The sequence below is a fragment of the Parahaemophilus parainfluenzae genome, assembly GCF_001055095.1.
GTDB classification, from domain to species: domain Bacteria; phylum Pseudomonadota; class Gammaproteobacteria; order Enterobacterales; family Pasteurellaceae; genus Haemophilus_D; species Haemophilus_D parainfluenzae_Z.
This window is the reverse complement of sequence record NZ_JVHG01000010.1, coordinates 108247-127811: the sequence shown is the minus strand read 5'-3', so window position 1 is coordinate 127811 and position 19565 is coordinate 108247. Positions and strand designations below refer to the sequence as shown.

General features: G+C 37.8%; 19 protein-coding genes. 8 read left to right on the top strand and 11 right to left on the bottom strand.

What is annotated here, in order from left to right:
• Window positions 1-94: 94 nt before the first annotated feature.
• From ADA56_RS02610 to ADA56_RS02585, 6 genes are all read left to right on the top strand, one after another.
• The gene (locus tag ADA56_RS02610; RefSeq protein ID WP_049369038.1) at window positions 95-2278 is read left to right on the top strand and encodes a TonB-dependent siderophore receptor; all 2184 of its coding nucleotides are present in this window, start codon (window positions 95-97) and stop codon (window positions 2276-2278) included.
• 64 nt (window positions 2279-2342) lie between these two features.
• Entirely contained in the window at window positions 2343-4103 is a 1761-nt protein-coding gene (locus ADA56_RS02605; RefSeq protein WP_049369037.1) for an ABC transporter ATP-binding protein/permease, read from the top strand.
• Window positions 4104-4241: 138 nt separating this feature from the next.
• Entirely contained in the window at window positions 4242-5765 is a 1524-nt protein-coding gene (locus ADA56_RS02600) for a lipopolysaccharide biosynthesis protein (RefSeq protein ID WP_049369036.1), read from the top strand.
• A complete protein-coding gene (locus ADA56_RS02595) occupies window positions 5762-6718 on the top strand; it encodes a polysaccharide pyruvyl transferase family protein (protein WP_049369035.1) in 957 nt (318 codons plus the stop codon). Before ADA56_RS02600 ends, ADA56_RS02595 begins: the two co-directional genes overlap by 4 nt.
• The gene (locus tag ADA56_RS02590; protein WP_049369034.1) at window positions 6718-7461 is read left to right on the top strand and encodes a YdcF family protein; all 744 of its coding nucleotides are present in this window, start codon (window positions 6718-6720) and stop codon (window positions 7459-7461) included. The genes ADA56_RS02595 and ADA56_RS02590 overlap by 1 nt, the downstream gene beginning before the upstream one ends.
• Window positions 7462-7509: 48 nt before the next feature.
• Window positions 7510-8172: an NAD(P)H-dependent oxidoreductase gene (locus tag ADA56_RS02585; RefSeq protein WP_049369033.1), complete on the top strand. Its 663-nt coding sequence runs from the start codon at window positions 7510-7512 to the stop codon at window positions 8170-8172.
• 41 nt (window positions 8173-8213) lie between these two features.
• Here the strand turns inward: ADA56_RS02585 and zevB are convergent, their stop codons facing one another.
• Window positions 8214-9191 carry a zinc transporter permease subunit ZevB gene (zevB, locus tag ADA56_RS02580; RefSeq protein WP_049369032.1) on the bottom strand — a complete coding sequence of 326 codons (978 nt, stop codon included), beginning with the start codon at window positions 9189-9191 and terminating at the stop codon, window positions 8214-8216.
• Window positions 9192-9194: 3 nt separating this feature from the next.
• Window positions 9195-9827, bottom strand: a complete 633-nt coding sequence (gene zevA, locus ADA56_RS02575; protein ID WP_049369031.1) for a zinc transporter binding subunit ZevA — start codon at window positions 9825-9827, stop codon at window positions 9195-9197.
• 347 nt (window positions 9828-10174) lie between these two features.
• Between zevA and ettA the strand changes: the two genes are divergently transcribed.
• Window positions 10175-11845, top strand: a complete 1671-nt coding sequence (ettA, locus tag ADA56_RS02570) for an energy-dependent translational throttle protein EttA (RefSeq protein ID WP_049369030.1) — start codon at window positions 10175-10177, stop codon at window positions 11843-11845.
• 55 nt (window positions 11846-11900) lie between these two features.
• Window positions 11901-12257: a SirB2 family protein gene (locus ADA56_RS02565; RefSeq protein ID WP_049369029.1), complete on the top strand. Its 357-nt coding sequence runs from the start codon at window positions 11901-11903 to the stop codon at window positions 12255-12257.
• A 47-nt stretch (window positions 12258-12304) separates the two neighbouring features.
• Here the strand turns inward: ADA56_RS02565 and yciH are convergent, their stop codons facing one another.
• From yciH to ADA56_RS02520, 9 genes are all read right to left on the bottom strand, one after another.
• A complete protein-coding gene (yciH, locus tag ADA56_RS02560) occupies window positions 12305-12625 on the bottom strand; it encodes a stress response translation initiation inhibitor YciH (protein WP_049369028.1) in 321 nt (106 codons plus the stop codon).
• 1 nt (window position 12626) lies between these two features.
• Window positions 12627-13319, bottom strand: coding sequence for an orotidine-5'-phosphate decarboxylase (gene pyrF, locus ADA56_RS02555; protein WP_049369027.1), 693 nt, complete (start codon window positions 13317-13319; stop codon window positions 12627-12629).
• A 21-nt stretch (window positions 13320-13340) separates the two neighbouring features.
• Entirely contained in the window at window positions 13341-14519 is a 1179-nt protein-coding gene (gene lapB / locus ADA56_RS02550; protein ID WP_049369026.1) for a lipopolysaccharide assembly protein LapB, read from the bottom strand.
• Entirely contained in the window at window positions 14519-14812 is a 294-nt protein-coding gene (locus tag ADA56_RS02545; protein WP_049369025.1) for a LapA family protein, read from the bottom strand. Before ADA56_RS02545 ends, lapB begins: the two co-directional genes overlap by 1 nt.
• 93 nt (window positions 14813-14905) lie before the next feature.
• Window positions 14906-15190 (bottom strand): integration host factor subunit beta, encoded by a 285-nt coding sequence (locus ADA56_RS02540; protein WP_005695916.1) that lies wholly within the window; start codon window positions 15188-15190, stop codon window positions 14906-14908.
• Window positions 15191-15341: 151 nt separating this feature from the next.
• A complete protein-coding gene (rpsA, locus tag ADA56_RS02535) occupies window positions 15342-16991 on the bottom strand; it encodes a 30S ribosomal protein S1 (RefSeq protein WP_049369024.1) in 1650 nt (549 codons plus the stop codon).
• A gap of 96 nt (window positions 16992-17087) precedes the next feature.
• Window positions 17088-17765 (bottom strand): (d)CMP kinase, encoded by a 678-nt coding sequence (gene cmk, locus ADA56_RS02530; RefSeq protein ID WP_049369023.1) that lies wholly within the window; start codon window positions 17763-17765, stop codon window positions 17088-17090.
• A gap of 62 nt (window positions 17766-17827) precedes the next feature.
• A complete protein-coding gene (locus tag ADA56_RS02525; protein ID WP_049369022.1) occupies window positions 17828-19057 on the bottom strand; it encodes a M20 family metallo-hydrolase in 1230 nt (409 codons plus the stop codon).
• A 1-nt stretch (window position 19058) separates the two neighbouring features.
• A complete protein-coding gene (locus ADA56_RS02520) occupies window positions 19059-19565 on the bottom strand; it encodes an L-2-amino-thiazoline-4-carboxylic acid hydrolase (RefSeq protein WP_049369021.1) in 507 nt (168 codons plus the stop codon).

The window sequence follows — 19565 nt, the reverse complement described above, 5'->3', positions numbered from 1 at the left end:
GCAAATGAAAATAATTTGCATTGATCAACATAAACGTTTTCGCTATACTTGCGACTCTTTTATTATCTATCGGGTTATATATCGGAAAACAATTATGAAATTTAAATTAAGTCTTATTTCAACCGCACTTTTGGCAAGTTTCTCCGCTTCTACTTTTGCGGAAACTGAACAAGCCGCAAATACAAACACCGAAGTACTTGAGCAAATCAATGTTCAAGATACAGGTATCAAACAAAATGGCTATCAAACAACCGGGACATCCGTTGTATCAAAAGCTGAAGTGCCTGTATTCGATACGCCAAATACTGTCAATATCCTTTCGACTAAATTATTAGAAGATCGTAAACCTGAGTCACTCATTGATGCGCTTTATAACGTCAGTGGTGTGAGCCAAGCCAACACCTTAGGTGGTATGTTTGACTCTATTCAGAAACGTGGTTTTGGTGGAAACCGTGACAACTCGATTATGCGTAACGGTTTACAAGCTGGCCCAGCTAAAAACTTTAGCGCGACAACTGAAACCGTTGAAGTTTTAAAAGGGCCTGCATCTGTGCTTTATGGTATTCAAGATCCAGGTGGCGTGGTCAATATCATTACTAAAAAACCACAACAAACACCTCGCTATGTCATTGGTGGAACTTTAGGTAATCATAGCCTATGGGGAACACAATTAGATTTCACTGGTGGCTTAGGAAATGGTTTTGCTTACCGCTTTATCTATGACAAACAAGAAAAAGACTACTGGCGTAATTTTGGCAAAGTGAAAAATACGACTTACGCGCCATCACTTTCTTGGGAAAATGATAAAACTAAAGTACTTCTTTCTTATGAACACAAAGATATTCTTGAGCCATTTGATCGTGGTACAAATCTTTTAACGGCAACTAATGCATTACCGGATATCCCTGTATCACGTCGTTTAGATGAACCAAATAATGAAACTACAGCAAAAACCGATAATATCGATTTTAAAATTGAACACAAATTAAGTGATGGTTGGAAATTAAATGCGGGTTATAGCTATGCTCGTTACAAATACTTCTACGATCAAGCTCGTATTACAAATATTAACGTTAAGACACGCACAGCCCGCCGTGCGATTGAACAGCAACAAGGCGATCAACGTGTTCATAGCGGTACATTAAACATCGTTGGTGAATTTGGTATTGGTGATATTGCTAACCGTTTTGTAGCTGGTGTAGATGTCATGCGTAATATCCGCGATATTGGACCTATTTATAACCAAGGCATTACAAAATCAGATATCAATATTGATAATCCAGTCTATACTAATCCTGTTGCAGAACATAAAAACGGTAACGGCAATGCTTACCAATATAACCATCTCAAAACCGTTGGTGTTTATATCCAAGATACCGCTTACTTTACAGATAACTTTATCATGACAGGTGGTTTACGTTATGAGTACTTTGATCAATTTGCAGGACGTCATTGCTTAAATGCTGCAAACTGTAAAAAAGGCCAAAATCTAACAAGAACAGGAAATACTGATCAGCACGATGGTAAATTATTGTATCAATTAGGTGCTGTATATAAATTTACGCCACATATTGCGACCTTTGCAAACTATTCAGAGTCTTTCCGTCCACAAATGAGTGTTGCAACACCTGTTAGCGGAGATTTAAAACCAGAACAAGGTAAATCTTTTGAAATTGGTGCAAAATACGAAAACTCTGGCTTCAACGCGACACTTGCATTATTCAATATCACCAAACGTAATGTGGCAGAAGCAGTTGGTTCGGGTTCAAGTGCACAATTAAATATCGTCGGCAAACAACGTTCTCGCGGTGTGGAATTCGATCTTAATGGTCAAATTACTGATAACCTAAGCGTAGCGGCTAACTATACCTACACCAAGGTAAAATCACTTGAAAATGAGCTTTATCCTGATGCGGTAAATCAACAACTTTCAGGTGTACCAAAACATCAAGCTTCTCTATTCTTAGCTTATAACGTTGGTGAATTTGATTTTGGTAACATCCGTGTTGGTGGTGGTGCTCGTTATTTAGGTTCTTGGCATGCTTATAACAGTGATTACACAAAAGCATACAAATTACCTCATGCCGTGGTATATGATGCCTTTATTGCTTACGATACCAAAATCTCTGGCAAAAAAGTGTCTTTCCAACTTAACGGTAAAAACTTAACAGATAAAACTTACTATCCATCTACCTCTGGTAACGCAACAAACACGTTAATCCCTGTTGCATTAGGTTATGGACGTGAATTTATCTTCAACACGAAAGTTGAGTTTTAATTGAGCGCACAATATTAGGGCGAATATTTCGCCCTTTTTTCGTTTTTTACTTTATGGATAATCAATGAATTGGCAAACTGAACTTAACTCAAGTTTAAGCTGGATTTTGACCGCACTTTTCTGGGTAGTTTTATGCTTTAGCGTGGTAATGATAGTGCTAAAGCAAACCTCATTTGGTCAAAAGTTTTGGCATATTGCATCCCCGTCGATTAATCGCCGTAACAGCATCCAAATCATCGTTATGCTACTGGTGTTGTTTACCATGATTTTATTAGAAGTGCGCTTCAGCGTACTCAACTCTTTTTTCTATAATGGGCTTTATAGCTCAATGCAGGAATTAGATGCGGATAAGTTTTGGTTCTTTGCAAAACTGAATGCCCTCTTAGTATTGGTACAAGTTATCCACTCCATCGCCGATTATTTCTTGCAACAAGTATTTGAAATCCGTTGGTTGGAAAGCTTAAATAAAGTCCTTGTTAAACGATGGTTAGAAAATAAAAAATACTATCGTCTTAAATACGAAAAAGAGCTACCCGATAATATTGACCAACGTATTGAACAAGATGCTCGTGAATTCATCAGTAGCACTGTCACTATTGTACGTGGCATGATTAATTCTGTTCTGACCACCATTGAATTTACTATCATCCTTTGGTCTCTCTCAGGCATATTAAGTCTTTTTGGATTAAATATCGAAAAAGGCGTTGTCTTCTTTATTTACGCCTTTATTATCCTCGCAACGTTAATGTCTGTTTGGATTGGTCATCCTTTAATAAAGTTAAATTTCAATAAAGAAAAACTCAATGGTGACTACCGTTATTCTTTGATTCGAGTGCGAGATAATGCGGAAAGTATCGCTTTCTATCAAGGTGAACTGCAAGAACAACATTTATTGAAAAACAAATTTGCTCAAATCATTCATAACCGTTGGGCAATTGTATTAAGAATGTTAGGATTAGACGGCTTTAATGGAAGTGTCACACGCGTTGCAAAACTCTTACCGTTAATGCTACAAGCACCTCGTTTTTTCACTGGACAAATCAAACTGGGCGATATGCACCAAACTGTGCAAGCATTTAACCGATTAATGACCGCACTTTCTTTCTTCCGTTTGTTCTATGAAGAATTTACGCTCTACCAAGCGCGCTTAAATCGTCTTTATGGTTTTATGACTAAATTGGATGAATTAGATCATTTAGAGGTTCATCAACCCATGAAATGCTCAAACCGTGTTGCGTTATCAAATTTTGGTATTAAAGATGACCAAGGCAGATTGTTGCTTAATAACTTGAATATTGAATTAAAAAATGGTGATGCTTTATTAATTCAAGGGCCTTCTGGTACGGGAAAAACATCGCTATTAAAAGCGATGGCAGGAATTTATCCTTTTGAGACAGTGGGTCTGGTGGAACATCCTTGTGTGACCAGTTTATTCTTACCGCAGCGGCCTTATATGCCACAAGGCACGTTACGTGAAGCAATTTGCTATCCGGATATTGATCCTTATCATCCTGAATTGGAAAAAACACTGACTGATTGCTGTTTAGATAAATATCTTCATAGCCTTGATGTAGAGAACGATTGGCAAGCAATTTTGTCGCCAGGTGAATTACAGCGCGTGGCATTTATTCGGATTTTACTGACGAAACCTGAAGTAGTCTTTTTAGATGAAACCACATCAGCACTTGATGAGCCAACCGAGTACCTCCTTTATAAAACAATTAAAGAGCGGTTACCCAATATGATCATTCTGAGCGTTGGTCATCGTGGCACATTGCATCAGTTCCATAATAAGCAACTAGATTTGGCAGTCTGCATCGTCTAAATAATAAAAGGCTAAATTTATATTTAGCCTTTTCTTTTTTTACTAAATACGATTGAACTTATAAGAAGTCTCTCAAGGCTTGCTACACACCCCAATCCCCCCTATAATTCCCCCAATTTTTCTAATTTCATTCTCACAATGTCAAATAAAACCATTGCCAAAAATACGCTATTTCTTTATATCCGAATGCTCTTCAACATGGGGGCCATGCTGTATATCTCTCGTGTGGTATTGCAGGTATTGGGTGTGGAAGATTTTGGTATCTACAACATTGTGATGGGTGTGGTGGTCTTATTTTCCTTTTTTAATGGCACAATGACCGCCACCACACAGCGTTTTATTAACGTAGAAAAAGCCTCAAATGATATTCAACGCGTCAATAAAGTCTTTAATATTAGCATCTTAAATCACCTACTTATTATTTTTATCGTATTCGTGTTAGCCGAAACCGTAGGTTTATGGTTTTTAAATCACAAATTGTTGATCCCCGCTGAACGCTTGCAAGCGGCGAATATCGTTTACCAATTAGCGTTAATTATTGCTCTGGTTGAAATCATCAAGGTGCCATTCAATGCCATGATTGTTGCACACGAAAAAATGGGATTCTATGCGTGGTTGGGATTAGGTGAAACCATTTTAAAACTGACTTCTGTCTTTATCTTAAGTCATATCACGCATTACGATAAGTTGATTACTTATGGCTGCTTATTGCTTTCAGTCAGTTTAATCGTGCTCTCCCTTTATGTGTTATTCACTAAATATTACTTCAAAGAAGCCGCACGTTTCCGCTTATATAAAGATTTAAGTAAAACCAAAGAAATGGTGAGTTTTTCCGGTTGGATGCTTATGGGGCAGGTTGCCTATGTAGGTTCGACCCAAGGCTTGAATATGGTATCTAACTTATTCTTTGGCGTGGCAGTCAATGCAGCTGTCGCCATTGCGACCCAGGTAGAAGGTGCTGTTTATAGCTTTGTGAATAATTTCCAAATGGCGGCTAATCCGCAGTTGGTTCAGTCTTATGCGGCAAAAGATTACGATCGCAATCGACAATTAATCCTTGGTATTTCAAAATATTCACTTTATTTAATGGCGATTCTCTCTGCACCGGTATTGTATTTCACCCATACCTTACTGACATTTTGGTTAGGTAATCATCTTCCACAATATACTGAACAACTTGTACAAGCTATTATTGCTTGCTTATTAATCAGTGCGATGGCAGGGGCATTTTGGATGAGTGCATTAGCCATTGGCACATCCACCGTAAAACAATACAATATCATCGTAGCATTAATCGATCTTTGTACGGTGCCTTTGGCTTATTATTTGTTCACACTAGGTTATAATCCAGTATTTGCCTTTGTGGGTAAATTTAGTACGATGGTCATCTCACAACTCTATCGATTATATTTTATTAATAAAAAAATTAAATTTAACCACAAAGAATTTGTCTCATATTTAATGAATGTTGGCGTGGTGTTTGGCCTGCTATTAGGTATCATCTATATATCAGATACCACCCGCAGTTATTCTTTATTGGAATTTATTGGACAATCCATCATCTTAGAAATGGTATTAATCTGTGTCATTTTAATCTTCGGATTAAACACAGCAGAAAAAAATTTCTTATTTAGCTATTTAAAGAAAAGGGTAAAAAAATGAATCAACTCCTTATTGACTTAAAAAACAAACTGAATCCTATTGTCGAACTGATCAAAGATAAAAACGACGTATTTTATTTTGACTACCCACTTCATTTGAATGTGGGCGATTTACTGATTTATCACGGGGACGAGCAATTTTTTAAAGATCACCACATTAATGTGACCTTAAAACGCAGTGAATACGATTTAGATCTTGCAGAAGTCAAAGCAAAAATTACACCGAACACCACCATCCTTTTACATGGTGGCGGCAACTTTGGTGATCTTTATCCGCAGCATCACAAAATCCGTGAAGAAATGGTGACTCATTTCCCGAATAATCGCATTATTGTGCTACCACAAACTGCTTATTTTAAGCACGAAGAAAATCTACAAAAATCAGCCGCACTTTTCCGTAGCCACAGTGATTGCCATTTATTGGCGCGTGACGAAAGAACGGCGAATCTATTTGCACAATTTTCTAATCATGTTTATTTATCACCCGATATGGCGCATCAGCTTTATGGCACCATGGAAACGAAGCAAGGTACAACTGGCGAACAACTTTACTTCTTACGTAAAGATATTGAAGCGAGTGATATCGAGAAAAATATCCTCGCGAAACTGCCTGCCAACAGTAATGTAAAAGACTGGGAAGACCTCCTCTCAAAAGAAGATGATGTGGTTTTAGCATTAAGCTGGCGCATCAGTAAAATGGCAAACAAATTTGGCTTAGGTTGGCTGAAAGATCTTTGCCATCAATTCTGGTATGCCTATACTCAACGCATTGTAAAACGTGTTGCACAAGTATTCTTAGCGAACGACAAAGTGACCACAACTCGCTTACATGGTCATATTTTCTCTTGCTTGTTAGAAATTCCAAATCGTGTTTGCGATAACTCTTATGGCAAAAATAGTAGCTATGCGAAATTATGGACAAAAGAGCTAGATTTCGTTGAATTGGATAAATAATGTTTGAATTGAAAAAACTCATTACCGCTATGATTCTCCCCCCATTTAATATTTTAATTTTATGGGGACTTTCAATTATTCTAGCTAAATTCAATTTTAAAAAATTAAGCCGAATTTCGACCGCACTTGGTTTCTCTCTACTCTATCTTTTAAGCATTCCTTACACTGCACAAGTACTTAAAGACAGTCTCATTACTGAAGATCATTTAACACTGCAAGATTATCAACAAGCTCAAGCGATCGTTTTACTTGGCGGTGGTTTACGTGATAGCAAAGAGCTTTATGCACCATTAGCTTCAACAGGTATTCAACTTGAACGCTTACGCTATGCCGCATTCTTGCAAAAAGAAACGCACTTGCCATTATTAATTACAGGGGCGAGTCCAACTGGCGCCATTGAAGCAAAAATCGCCTCGGAAGAGCTCCAAAACTTCTTTAATGTGCCCACTAAATGGATTGAACCTAAAGCACTTACTACCAAAGAAAATGCACTTTTCACCAAACAAATGTTGGAAAAAGAAGGTATTCACAAAATTATTTTAGTCACCAATGAATGGCATATGCAACGTGCAAAATTATTATTCCAACAACAAGGTTTTGATGTGTTACCTGCAAGTGTAGGTGAAGGCATTACGCCTGACAGTTATGGACTCAATATGATGCATTTTATTCCACAAGGTGGTGCAATTACGAAAAATATGCAATTACTCAAAGAATGGATTGGATATTGGAAAGAGCGCTAAAGTGCGGTCAAAAGATCACAAATTAGATAATGTTAAGAGGAAGAAAACATGAGTCAAATTACACGCGAACAAATGCTTCAAGTATTCGAAAATCGCTGTTCCACACGTTATTACGATCCGAATAAAAAAATTAGCCAAGAAGATTTCGCGGCAATTTTAGAATTTGTTCGTTTATCACCAAGCTCTGTCGGTTCCGAGCCATGGAAGTTCTTAGTTATTCAAAATAAAGCATTACGCGATAAGCTCAAACCTTTTAGCTGGGGCATGCAATATCAATTAGATGATTGTAGTCATTTAGTGATCATTCTTGCGAAGAAAAATGCTCGATATGACACACCTTTCTTCCGTGATGTTGCGGAGCGTAGAGGTTTACAAGGCGAGCAATTAGAAAAAGCCTTGGCAAAATATAAAGGCTTACAAGAAGTTGAAATGAAAACCGCAGAAAGCGAGCGTGCATTATTTGACTGGACAAGCAAACAAACCTACATTGCATTAGCCAATATGCTAACTGGTGCCGCCGCTATCGGTGTAGATTCTTGCCCGATTGAAGGCTTTAACTACGATAAAATGAATGAGGTTTTAGCTGCTGAAGGTCTCTTTGATCCAAATGAATGGGGCGTATCCGTGGCTGCAACATTTGGTTATCGCGCGAGAGACATTACCAAAAAATCTCGTAGACCAATTGAAGAAATCGTCACTTGGGTTGAATAATCTATTTTCAAATAAATGGGCAGCAAACGCTGCCCTTTTCTTTATCCACCAAACAAGGCTGCGCCACCTGTTACAGCCCCCATCGTGCCATATAACAAGCTTAGTGCAAAAAAGATCATAATTGCGCCCGCAATACATTTGATCATGGCTTCGCCTTTTTGATTAGAAGCCGCTAAACCATACCAATGGCCTAAGCGAGTCGCCACATTTCGAGCATAGCGTACTAACGCCGCAAAAAGCGAAAGCATTAACCCTGTACCGAGAGACATGGCAAACGTAGCTACAATTCCCCACCAATAAAGATCCAGCATATAAGCGAGAAATAGCACAAAAATAGCGCCACTACATGGTCGCATACCAATGGTTAAAATCACTAAGAGCTGAGATTTTAAATCACCTGATTGCTTAAGCTGTTGATTATTAGGTAGATGTTGATGCCCACAACTACATTGCGTTTGGCTTACTTTTCCTTGTTCATATCGAAATGGAGAAGCTGTTCCAATCTGTTTTGGTAATGATTGGATCGATGTAATACGAAAAGATTGTTTTTTCTTTAAGCCTTTCAAACCTTGAGCAATCCAATAAAGTCCTAATAGCAATAATAAAATGAGTGCGCTACGTTCCAGCCATAACTGACTAAGTTTAAAATATTTAGAGGAAAGATTAAGTATCACCACCACAATGGAGGTTGCTGCGACTGCGACAAAACCTTGCATGAGAGAGGAAAGCAAACTTAAGCGTACGCTGGTTTTAAGTTGGCTTTCGTGAGTAGAAAGATAACCAGCAATAATAAATTTTCCATGCCCAGGCCCTAATGCATGTAATACACCATAAGAAAAAGCGGCGAAAATCAACCACAATCCTGCAGTTGATGAATGTGCTTGAATCTGGTGTAGATTTTCAGAAATCAGCTGATTAAAGGCTTTTTGCCAATCGGCTACTTGTACAAAAAGCCAAGGTAGCAAGGCGAAAATAATCACCAATAAGCCGATAAAAAGTGCGGTCAATTTTAACTTCATTTTTTATTCACATTTAATTTTTACTTTCTGCGCAAACAATACACCAAGAGAGTCATCTTCATTTTTTTGAGATTTATCCAATGATGAAGCGTAGGATTTAATTTTTTCATCCACATTTGGTTCGAGCACTTCCCCTTTGCAATTTCCAGGAAGATATGAAAAATCAACCGCTCTTTTACCTATTTCAGCATAACGCATTGCCACATAATAGGTGCTGTCATAAGTCATTAGCGTAAATTCATTATTTTGCAAAGTCTGTGGCTGAGCTAAAAGAAAATCAAAATAATACTCCACCTCATTTCCTTTAACACGCATGCCATAATTTTCAGGCTGTTTTTTATATTTAATTTTGTGATTTTCTTTATCAAAGACATAACTAAAGTAATGTTCATTCACAACGTTTGCCATTACCTCATCAACTAATTTCTGTTGAGCAGCTTTATCCCCTTTCGTCTGCATCATGTCATACAATACGGCTGAAGAGCTGGCTTCATCCAGTAACCATTGAGTCGAAAAACCAATTAATTGATTATCTTTCACTAACGGTTTGGTTTGCATATCAATAAAGGCGTGAGGATGAGCAAGAACCGAAAAAGGAGAAATTAGCGATAATCCTAGGAGTAATTTTTTAAACATAAATAAAAATAAAGTGGGCTAAATAATTGAATAGACAGATTTTATCACAAGCAGTTCCTAATCAAAATCGAATAAAAATCGGTCGAAACATAAAAAATCCTGTGATTTTCTTGATTTGTATCAACAAATTATTCATTCGCATTTCCATTACAACTGAAATTTATGTACTATTTGCCTCGTCAAGTGATTGCTTGATATTCATAAAGTTCCTAAATAAAATAATCATAAATATAGCTAAACTACTTTCCTACCACCCTATACGGGTGGTTTTTTTTGCCTTTCAAATAGCTTATTCCCTAAACATCAAGTAAAATAACCGCACTTTTATTCATAACATCGAGAAAATTATGTCAACGCAATTTGTATATACGATGCACCGTGTCGGCAAAGTGGTGCCGCCGAAGCGTCATATTTTGAAAGATATTTCTTTAAGCTTTTTCCCTGGTGCAAAAATCGGGGTTCTGGGCTTAAATGGTGCGGGTAAATCAACCCTTTTACGCATTATGGCGGGCGTGGATAAAGAGTTCGAAGGTGAAGCTCGTCCACAACCAGGTATTAAGATTGGTTATCTTCCACAAGAACCAAAACTTGATCCGCAACAAACTGTACGTGAAGCGGTAGAAGAAGCGGTTTCTGAAGTAAAAAATGCACTGACTCGTTTAGATGAAGTTTATGCGCTTTATGCTGATCCTGATGCGGATTTCGATAAATTAGCGGCTGAACAAGCGAACCTTGAAGCCATTATTCAAGCGCATGATGGACATAATTTAGATAACCAGTTAGAACGTGCCGCAGATGCATTACGTTTACCGGATTGGGATGCCAAAATTGAGCATTTATCAGGTGGCGAACGTCGTCGTGTCGCACTTTGTCGCTTATTACTCGAAAAACCAGACATGCTCTTATTAGACGAGCCAACCAACCACTTAGATGCAGAATCTGTAGCATGGTTAGAGCGTTTCTTACATGACTACGAAGGTACTGTTGTGGCGATTACCCACGACCGTTACTTCTTAGATAACGTTGCGGGTTGGATCTTAGAGCTTGACCGTGGTGAAGGTATTCCTTGGGAAGGTAACTACTCTTCTTGGTTAGAGCAAAAAGAGAAACGTTTAGAACAAGAACAAGCCACTGAAAATGCGCGTCAAAAATCGATTGCGAAAGAGTTAGAATGGGTTCGTCAAAATCCTAAAGGTCGCCAAGCGAAAAGCAAAGCACGTATGGCGCGCTTTGATGAATTAAACTCTGGCGAATATCAAAAACGTAACGAGACAAACGAACTCTTTATTCCACCTGGTCCACGTTTAGGTGATAAAGTGATTGAGGTAGAACATCTCACTAAATCTTACGGTGATCGCACTTTAATTGATGATTTATCATTCAGCATTCCAAAAGGTGCTATCGTTGGTATTATCGGAGCGAATGGTGCGGGTAAATCTACCCTATTCCGTATGCTTTCAGGTCAAGAACAACCCGATAGCGGCTCAATTACGATGGGTGAAACTGTGGTACTTGCCTCTGTCGATCAGTTCCGTGACTCAATGGATGATAAGAAAACCGTATGGGAAGAAGTGTCTAACGGACAAGATATTCTCACTATTGGTAACTTTGAAATTCCAAGCCGTGCGTATGTTGGACGCTTCAACTTCAAAGGCGTAGATCAACAAAAACGTGTGGGCGAATTATCGGGTGGTGAACGTGGTCGTTTACACTTAGCTAAACTTCTACAACGTGGTGGTAACGTACTGTTATTGGACGAACCAACCAATGACTTAGACGTTGAAACTTTACGTGCGTTAGAAAATGCGATCTTAGAATTCCCAGGTTGTGCAATGGTGATTTCCCATGACCGTTGGTTCTTAGACCGTATTGCAACTCATATTTTAGATTACGGTGATGAAGGTAAAGTGACGTTCTACGAAGGTAACTTCTCAGACTACGAAGAGTGGAAAAAGAAAACCTTAGGTGAAGCCGCAACACAACCACATCGTATTAAATATAAGCGTATTGCAAAATAAGAAATTAAAGTGCGGTCACTTTTGACCGCACTTTCCTTTTACATCTGGAGTGACTATGTTAGTTTATTTGCACATTGTTTGTGCATTTTTAAGTTTAGGATTATTAATTATCCGTGGGGGAATGCAATTAAGTGGGAAAGATTGGCGAGCGATTAAGCTGCTAAAAATTTTACCGCACTTAGTTGACACACTTTTAATCGCGAGTGGCTTAACGATTTTTTTCTTGGTCGGTTATCAGTTACAAAGCTGGCTCATCATGAAAATTATCATGCTTGTGCTTTATATTTTCTTCTCAGCTAAATATTTTAGTCGCAAAGCTACAAATCCAAATAATGTATTTCTGGCATTTGCTGTATTAAGTTTCTTGGGCGCAATTTTCTTTGCTTACCAACCAGACTTCATGGAAAGTTAATCATAAAAAAATCCATCTTCAATTGAAGATGGATTTTTTATTTTATCTTAGCCACCCGCTAATTTTACTTTAAACCCTTTTTGTTCTAAAAGTTGTTTTAGTAAATCACGTTTTTCGCCTTGAATCTCAATATTGTCGTCTTTAACTGAACCACCACAACCACACCGCTTTTTAAGTTCAGCCGCTAACTTTTTCAATTCATCATCTGATAAATCTAGCCCTGTAATCACTGAAACGCCTGCGCCTTTTCGACCACTGGTTTGTTTTTGTATGCGAACCACACCATCACCTTTAGGGCGTTGTACTGGTTGCTTTTGCTCTTTAATTCTACCTACTTCGGTAGAATAAACTAAAGTACTCTCTGTCATATTACGAAAGTGATGAATTAATTGAACGAAGCACTTCTGCTGGATTGTCAGCTTGCGTAATTGGGCGACCAATCACCAAATAATCAGAACCAGAACGAATAGCCGCAGTAGGAGTCATAACGCGACGTTGATCACCAAAATCACTTCCAATTGGGCGAATCCCCGGTGTGACTAATTTAAAATCAGGGCCACAAGCATTACGTAAAATCTCCACTTCCTGTGGTGAACAAACGACTCCATCTAATCCCGCTCGCTGGGTTAAATGCGCAAGACGTAATACATGTTCAAGTGGTGAAGAATTAATACCGATTTGTAATAAATCCAAATCTTCCATACTGGTCAATACGGTTACTGCAATTAATAACGGTGCGTCTTTTCCATAAGGCTCGAGAATTTTCTTCGCCTCTTCCATCATTTTCAGACCACCGCTAGCATGGACATCAACCATCCATACCCCTAAATCAGCCGCCGAACGCACCGCTCTTGCCACAGTATTCGGAATATCATGAAATTTAAGATCGAGGAAAACATCAAATTGACGCTCGTGTAATTGCTTAACGAAATTCGTTCCCAGTGTGGTAAACATTTCTTTACCCACTTTTAAGCGGCATAAGCTTGGATCAATTTGATCCACGAGAGATAGCGCTTGCGCTTCCGTTTCGTAATCCAATGCAACGATTACTTTGCTATTCATAATTTTACCTCACTGTGTCAATTAATTATGTTCTGGTTTGATGGATTCCCACTGTTTGCAAGAAGGACAATTCCACATTAATTTATGGGTTTGATAACCGCAATTTGAGCAACGATAACCAAAGCTTTGCTTAATTCTCTCACCGACCATTTTATGTAGCAAAATTAAGCTTTCTTTACCTCGCCCTTCCTCTGCATCATCAATTTGGAATTGAATAAAGCGGTGGAAAATAGATGTACTTGGATGTTTAGTAAGTTGTTGATAAAGTTTTGATTGTGCGGCACTCTTACCATCTTTCTCTTCAATCACGCTTGCCAACATTAAATCGACTTTAGTATTGTTAATCTGCTGGCTAGCTCGAATCAAGAATAACTCAAAGTTATCTCTCTCTCCTAATTCATCATAACAATATTTGAGCGTTTTCAGCACTTCACCAATATAAATTGGATTTTGATTAAGAATATTCTCTAAAAAATGAATGGCTTGACGATAGTTTTTATTAGCCATTTCTAAATCAGCAAGCAGCATTGATGCTCTTACACTGGTTGGAGATACATTCAGCGCTTTTTGTAAAATACTGCGTTTTTCGACCGCACTTTCAAGTTCACCGCTTAAGGCATATTCACAATAACATTGTGCTAATTCCACATTATTTTCTTTAGGTGAGATCTTAGCAAGCTTCTCTGCGATATTAACTGCTTTTTTCCATTCTTTTGTTTTTTGATAAATCACCAAAAGCTGTTGCAGTGCATTTTCTGCAAACTCTGGCTCATCTACCATAATAATATAAAGGGCTTCAGCACGGTCATAAAAACCCACCGTCATGAAATCTTTGGCGAGTTGCTGTTTAGCTAATAATTTTTGTTCAAAAGAATAATTAGGACTACGATCGAGTGCTTGATGGATCCGCAAAGCACGATCCACTTCGCCTCGAGAACGGAAAAGATTACCGAGCGTTAGCTCAGCTTCAAATTGTGAGTTGCTTTCAATTTCATTTTCTGTTTCTTGTTTTTGCAACATATCAAGAAACAAATCAACGGCTTTATCCGTTTGATTGGAAAGCAAAAAATTGACCCCCGTGACATAATCACGGGAGAGTTTATTACTAATATCTTCCTGATCTTTCTTGGCACTCCGATGCCCCATATACCAACCATAAGCGGCGGCTATTGGCAGAAGCAGAAAGAGTAATTCAAGCATTATACTGCCTTATCGCGAGTAGTCGTTAATTCGTTAATTTGTAATGTTTGACGTTTAACTTGACGCGCTAACGACATATTTTTGAATTTTAATTTTAAGTAGAAGAATCCAGTAATTAACCAACCTAAAATTAATCCAAAACCAAATAAAATCGCGACTAGCGTTGAAAGTTGGAATTGGCTTTCAGCAACAATGTAGTTAAAGGTGATTACTTGATCATTATTCGCCCCTATAGTTACCGCAACGATTACGATAGCTAGCACAATAATGAGTCCGAGAATATATTTAATCATCACAATCTCCTTGTTAAGAATAGTTTCATTATGCCAAAATTTATAATAAAAAACGACACCTAAGTGTCGTTTTATTGATATCGATTGGTATGTTTAAGCAAAAACATTTACACGATCTTTTAATTCTTTACCTGCTTTAAAGTGCGGTACAGATTTAGCATCTAATTTTACAGAATCACCGGTTTTAGGATTACGGCCCACTCGCGGTTGACGATGGTGTAAAGAGAAGCTACCAAAACCACGCACTTCAATACGATTACCTTCTTCTAAAGATTGTGCAATGAGTTCAAGAATATCCTTTACAATACCTTCTACTTCTTTTGCGGATAAAGTTGGGTGCTTTGTTGATAGATTTTCAATTAGTTCAGATTTAGTCATCGTCAACTCTCCTTTAAATTTATACTTAAACTTGTTATTAAGACTTACAGGTAATGCATTAGTTCATAATAAATTACCGCTAAATCCTTGTTAATTATAGCTGGTAGTAATAAGGCTGAGTCAATGACCCAGCCTTATTTATGTGAATTAATTATTCACCTTTAGCAGCTTTGAAAGCTTCAGCCATTGCGTTTGGAATAGCAACATCTTCTTGTTTGTTATTCACGTTTGCAACTGCAGCTGCTTCTTCAGCTTGATCTTTCGCTTTTACAGATAAGTGAACGATACGTGCTTTACGATCAACACCTGTGTATTTCGCTTCAACTACATCACCTGCTGCCACTTCGTTTGTTAAGTCTGCTGCACGGATATAACCTTCAACGCCACCTGCTAATTCAACTTTAGCACCTTTAGCGTCAGCTTCAACAACAGTTGCAGAAATTACTGCGCCTTTTTTGTTGATTGCTACGAAGTTGTTGAATGGATCATCTTCAAGTTGTTTGATACCTAAAGAAATACGTTCTTTCACTGCGTCTACTGCTAATACTACTGCAGAAACTTCGTCACCTTTTTTGTAGTTACGAACTGCTTCTTCACCTGCAACATTCCAAGAAATGTCAGATAAGTGAACTAAACCGTCGATACCACCTTCAAGACCGATGAAGATACCGAAATCAGTGATTGATTTGATTTTACCAGTAACTTTGTCGCCTTTGTTGTGAGTTTCAGCGAATTGAGTCCATGGGTTAGGTTTGCATTGTTTTAAACCTAAAGAAATACGACGACGTTCTTCATCAACTTCTAACACCATTACTTCAACTGTATCGCCTAAGCTTACAACTTTAGATGGGTGGATGTTTTTGTTAGTCCAATCCATTTCAGAAACGTGAACTAAACCTTCAACACCATCTAAGATTTCAACGAAACAGCCGTAGTCAGTTAAGTTAGTTACTTTACCCGTTAATTTGCTGTTTACTGGGTGGTTTTCAGCGATAGCAACCCAAGGATCTTGACCTAATTGTTTTAAGCCTAAAGATACGCGAGTACGATCTTTGTCAAATTTTAATACTTTAACAGTTACTTCGTCGCCTACATTCACGATTTCGCTTGGGTGTTTAACACGTTTCCAAGCCATATCAGTGATGTGTAATAAACCGTCAACGCCACCTAAATCTACGAATGCACCGTAGTCAGTTAAGTTTTTAACGATACCTTTAACTTCTGAACCTTCAGCGAGGTTCTCAAGGATTTGTTCACGTTCTTGGCTGTTTTCAGATTCGATCACTGCACGACGAGAAACAACAACGTTGTTACGTTTTTGATCTAATTTGATTACTTTGAATTCTAATTCTTTACCAAGTAGGTGATCAGCTTCACGTGCAGGACGTGTATCAACTAATGAACCTGGTAAGAATGCACGAACACCGTTTAACTCAACTGTGAAACCGCCTTTCACTTTACCGTTGATTAAACCGATAACGGTCGCTTTTTCTTCGTAAGCTTTTTCTAATTCAATCCAAGATTCGTGACGAACAGCTTTCTCACGAGAAAGTTTAGTTTCGCCGTAACCATCTTCAACTGCATCTAAAGCTACGTTTACTGTGTCGCCAACTTTAACTTCAAGTTCACCTTGAGCGTTTTGGAATTCAGCAACAGGAATTGCAGATTCAGATTTTAAGCCGGCATCAACAAGTACAAAGCCTTTTTGAATAGCAACAACAGTACCGCTAACGATTGAACCTTGACGGGTTTCAAGGCCTTTTAATGATTCTTCAAAGAGTTGAGCAAAAGATTCTGACATATAAATAATCTTCTTAATTTAAGTTAATAACATCCACATTAAGATCCATAAAATGCGGGGTTGAGGATAAATGTCTATTCTTCCTTGAATAAACAGTTAAATCGAAATTGACGCTTTTTCTTGAATATAAACTAACGCTTGAGCAATGACTTCATCAATACTCAATGTTGTACTATCTAACAATAAAGCATCATCAGCCGGTTTCAATGGCGCAACCTCACGATTTCTATCACGAAAATCGCGTTCTTGTATCTCGGCTAAAATCTGTGCAAAGTTACCATTAATTCCCTTATTTTGCAACTGTTTATAGCGTCTTTTTGCACGTTCTTCCGCACTCGCGTCTAAAAATAGTTTAACTTGTGCATTTGGGAAAACCACGGTTCCCATATCTCGCCCATCCGCAATCAGGCCATCATTTTTGCTAAAATCCTGCTGAAGTTGCAGTAAAGCTGACCGCACTTTTGGGAAAACCGCCACTTTTGAGGCGGCTTCCGCCACTTCTTGCGTACGGATCAAATGGCTCACATCCATTCCACCTAAAAGCACATTGACTTCTCCATTCTTTGGAATGAACTGAATATCTAAATGACGTGCTAACTCCGCTAATCCTTCTTCATCGGTTAAGTCTGCATGGCGTTTCAGTGCAGCCAATGCCGTCACGCGATAAATGGCGCCACTATCTAATAAGGTAAAACCTAACTTTTCTGCCAATGCGTAACAAAGTGTTCCTTTCCCTGCACCACTTGGGCCATCAACGGTGATGATTATCCCCATAAAAATCTCCAGTTAAAATAATAATGTAGAGAATTTTACCTTATTCTCCACATTATTGCTTTTTAAATTTGATTAGCCAGAGTTACTGTCGAATCAAGTAATACTTTTGCTCCTTTTTGACACCAATCATCTGTAATATTTTCTGCCTCATTATGGCTTAATCCATTAACACAAGGAATAAATATCATTGATGTTGGAAATTTATGATTTAATTGACATGCATCATGACCAGCTCCAGAAACAATATACTCCCAAGAATAACCTAATAAATCACAACTTTCTTGGATCGTTTTAATCAACTCTGAATTAAATTTAACTGGAGATAAAGAAACAACTTTCTTAATATCAAACACTAAATTATTTTCTCGAGCAATATCATTCAAAATCGCATAAATTTCCCTTTCGATATTTATTAAACTTTGTTCATTAGGATGACGAACCTCTAGCGTAAAATAAGCTTCACCTGGGATTACATTAGGTGAATTTGGCGTTAATTTAATCTGGCCAACAGTCACACGCCCCTGATTAACTACTTCTCTCAAACCTAATTTATTAAATTTGACTATTGCATTTGCCATGCCTACTGATGCATCTTGACGCATATTCATTGGTGTAGTTCCAGCATGAGAAGATAACCCCATCAATTTGATTTGATACCAGCTCTGTCCTAATGCACCAGTTACTACACCTATTTCAGTCTGATTATTTTCTAAAACAGGTCCTTGCTCGATATGAAGCTCTAATACAGCATAAGGATGATATGATGAAAAATCGTCTGTACCTAAATAATTAATATTATTTAAAGCTTCCTCCACTGAAATACCGCCCTTATCTTTTTCAGATAATGCAGCTATAAGAGATAAATTACCAATAAAAACTGAAGCTCCCAACATAGCAGGAGAAAATCTAGCCCCTTCCTCATTTGTCCACATAACAAGATCAATTGGTCGCTCAGTTTCGATATTATGATCATTTAATGACAATAACACTTCTAATCCAGCTAACACCCCATAAATACCATCGTAACGGCCACCTAATGGTTGAGAATCACCATGAGAACCAATTAATATTGGCGCTAATTGGTTATCCTTTCCACTACGGCGAATAAAAATATTACCAATTGCATCTATTTTTATCGAAAAGCCTGCCTCTTTGGAAAGTTTAATCAAATAATCTCTTGCAAGTTTATCCTCACTACTTAATGCAAGTCTTGTTACACCATTTAAGGGGGTTTTCCCAAATTGAGAAAACACATCTAACAAATGAAGTAATCTTGAATTATTAACATCCATGCTATTCCTCATTTTTAGCTGACTCTTCTTGTAATCGATATCTAAAATCACAAAAGCCATCACCATTCATGACTGTATGAGGTCGACTTAAACTCACATTTGGTGCATATCCCTCAATAAATTTGCTATCTCGATTACAAGAAAGCAGGAAACCAATTTCTTCTAATCCCATTTCTTTATACATTTCAGCATAACGGCAACGATGTACATTATAATCATATTTATAATGATCATTATTAATAACCTCTATACGTAATGCATCATCCTTTTCCCATAAATATTGTAAGGCCACAAAGCTCTCTACACTCGTACCATTAGGTTCTCGTTTGGCATATTCCTTTCCTGCATCAATTGCAGCATTAGCTACAGCTTCCTCTATGATTGATTTAGCTTTATCTAAACCAAATTCACGTTTCATTATTTCGTAAATAGGTTTAATTATCTCTGCTTCAATTTTACGTTGCTGTAAAATACCAATCTCGACAAACTCAGGAAAATCTTTATTCAT

Bases quoted from the DNA above. Each gene is read 5' to 3' on its own strand.
- ADA56_RS02610 (WP_049369038.1), top strand. From the start codon at position 95: ATGAAATTTAAATTAAGTCTTATTTCAACCGCACTTTTGGCAAGTTTC.
- ADA56_RS02605 (WP_049369037.1), top strand. From the start codon at position 2,343: ATGAATTGGCAAACTGAACTTAACTCAAGTTTAAGCTGGATTTTGACC.
- ADA56_RS02600 (WP_049369036.1), top strand. From the start codon at position 4,242: ATGTCAAATAAAACCATTGCCAAAAATACGCTATTTCTTTATATCCGA.
- ADA56_RS02595 (WP_049369035.1), top strand. From the start codon at position 5,762: ATGAATCAACTCCTTATTGACTTAAAAAACAAACTGAATCCTATTGTC.
- ADA56_RS02590 (WP_049369034.1), top strand. From the start codon at position 6,718: ATGTTTGAATTGAAAAAACTCATTACCGCTATGATTCTCCCCCCATTT.
- ADA56_RS02585 (WP_049369033.1), top strand. From the start codon at position 7,510: ATGAGTCAAATTACACGCGAACAAATGCTTCAAGTATTCGAAAATCGC.
- zevB (WP_049369032.1), bottom strand. From the start codon at position 9,191: ATGAAGTTAAAATTGACCGCACTTTTTATCGGCTTATTGGTGATTATT.
- zevA (WP_049369031.1), bottom strand. From the start codon at position 9,827: ATGTTTAAAAAATTACTCCTAGGATTATCGCTAATTTCTCCTTTTTCG.
- ettA (WP_049369030.1), top strand. From the start codon at position 10,175: ATGTCAACGCAATTTGTATATACGATGCACCGTGTCGGCAAAGTGGTG.
- ADA56_RS02565 (WP_049369029.1), top strand. From the start codon at position 11,901: ATGTTAGTTTATTTGCACATTGTTTGTGCATTTTTAAGTTTAGGATTA.
- yciH (WP_049369028.1), bottom strand. From the start codon at position 12,625: ATGACAGAGAGTACTTTAGTTTATTCTACCGAAGTAGGTAGAATTAAA.
- pyrF (WP_049369027.1), bottom strand. From the start codon at position 13,319: ATGAATAGCAAAGTAATCGTTGCATTGGATTACGAAACGGAAGCGCAA.
- lapB (WP_049369026.1), bottom strand. From the start codon at position 14,519: ATGCTTGAATTACTCTTTCTGCTTCTGCCAATAGCCGCCGCTTATGGT.
- ADA56_RS02545 (WP_049369025.1), bottom strand. From the start codon at position 14,812: ATGATTAAATATATTCTCGGACTCATTATTGTGCTAGCTATCGTAATC.
- ADA56_RS02540 (WP_005695916.1), bottom strand. From the start codon at position 15,190: ATGACTAAATCTGAACTAATTGAAAATCTATCAACAAAGCACCCAACT.
- rpsA (WP_049369024.1), bottom strand. From the start codon at position 16,991: ATGTCAGAATCTTTTGCTCAACTCTTTGAAGAATCATTAAAAGGCCTT.
- cmk (WP_049369023.1), bottom strand. From the start codon at position 17,765: ATGGGGATAATCATCACCGTTGATGGCCCAAGTGGTGCAGGGAAAGGA.
- ADA56_RS02525 (WP_049369022.1), bottom strand. From the start codon at position 19,057: ATGGATGTTAATAATTCAAGATTACTTCATTTGTTAGATGTGTTTTCT.
- ADA56_RS02520 (WP_049369021.1), bottom strand. From the start codon at position 19,565: ATGAATAAAGATTTTCCTGAGTTTGTCGAGATTGGTATTTTACAGCAA.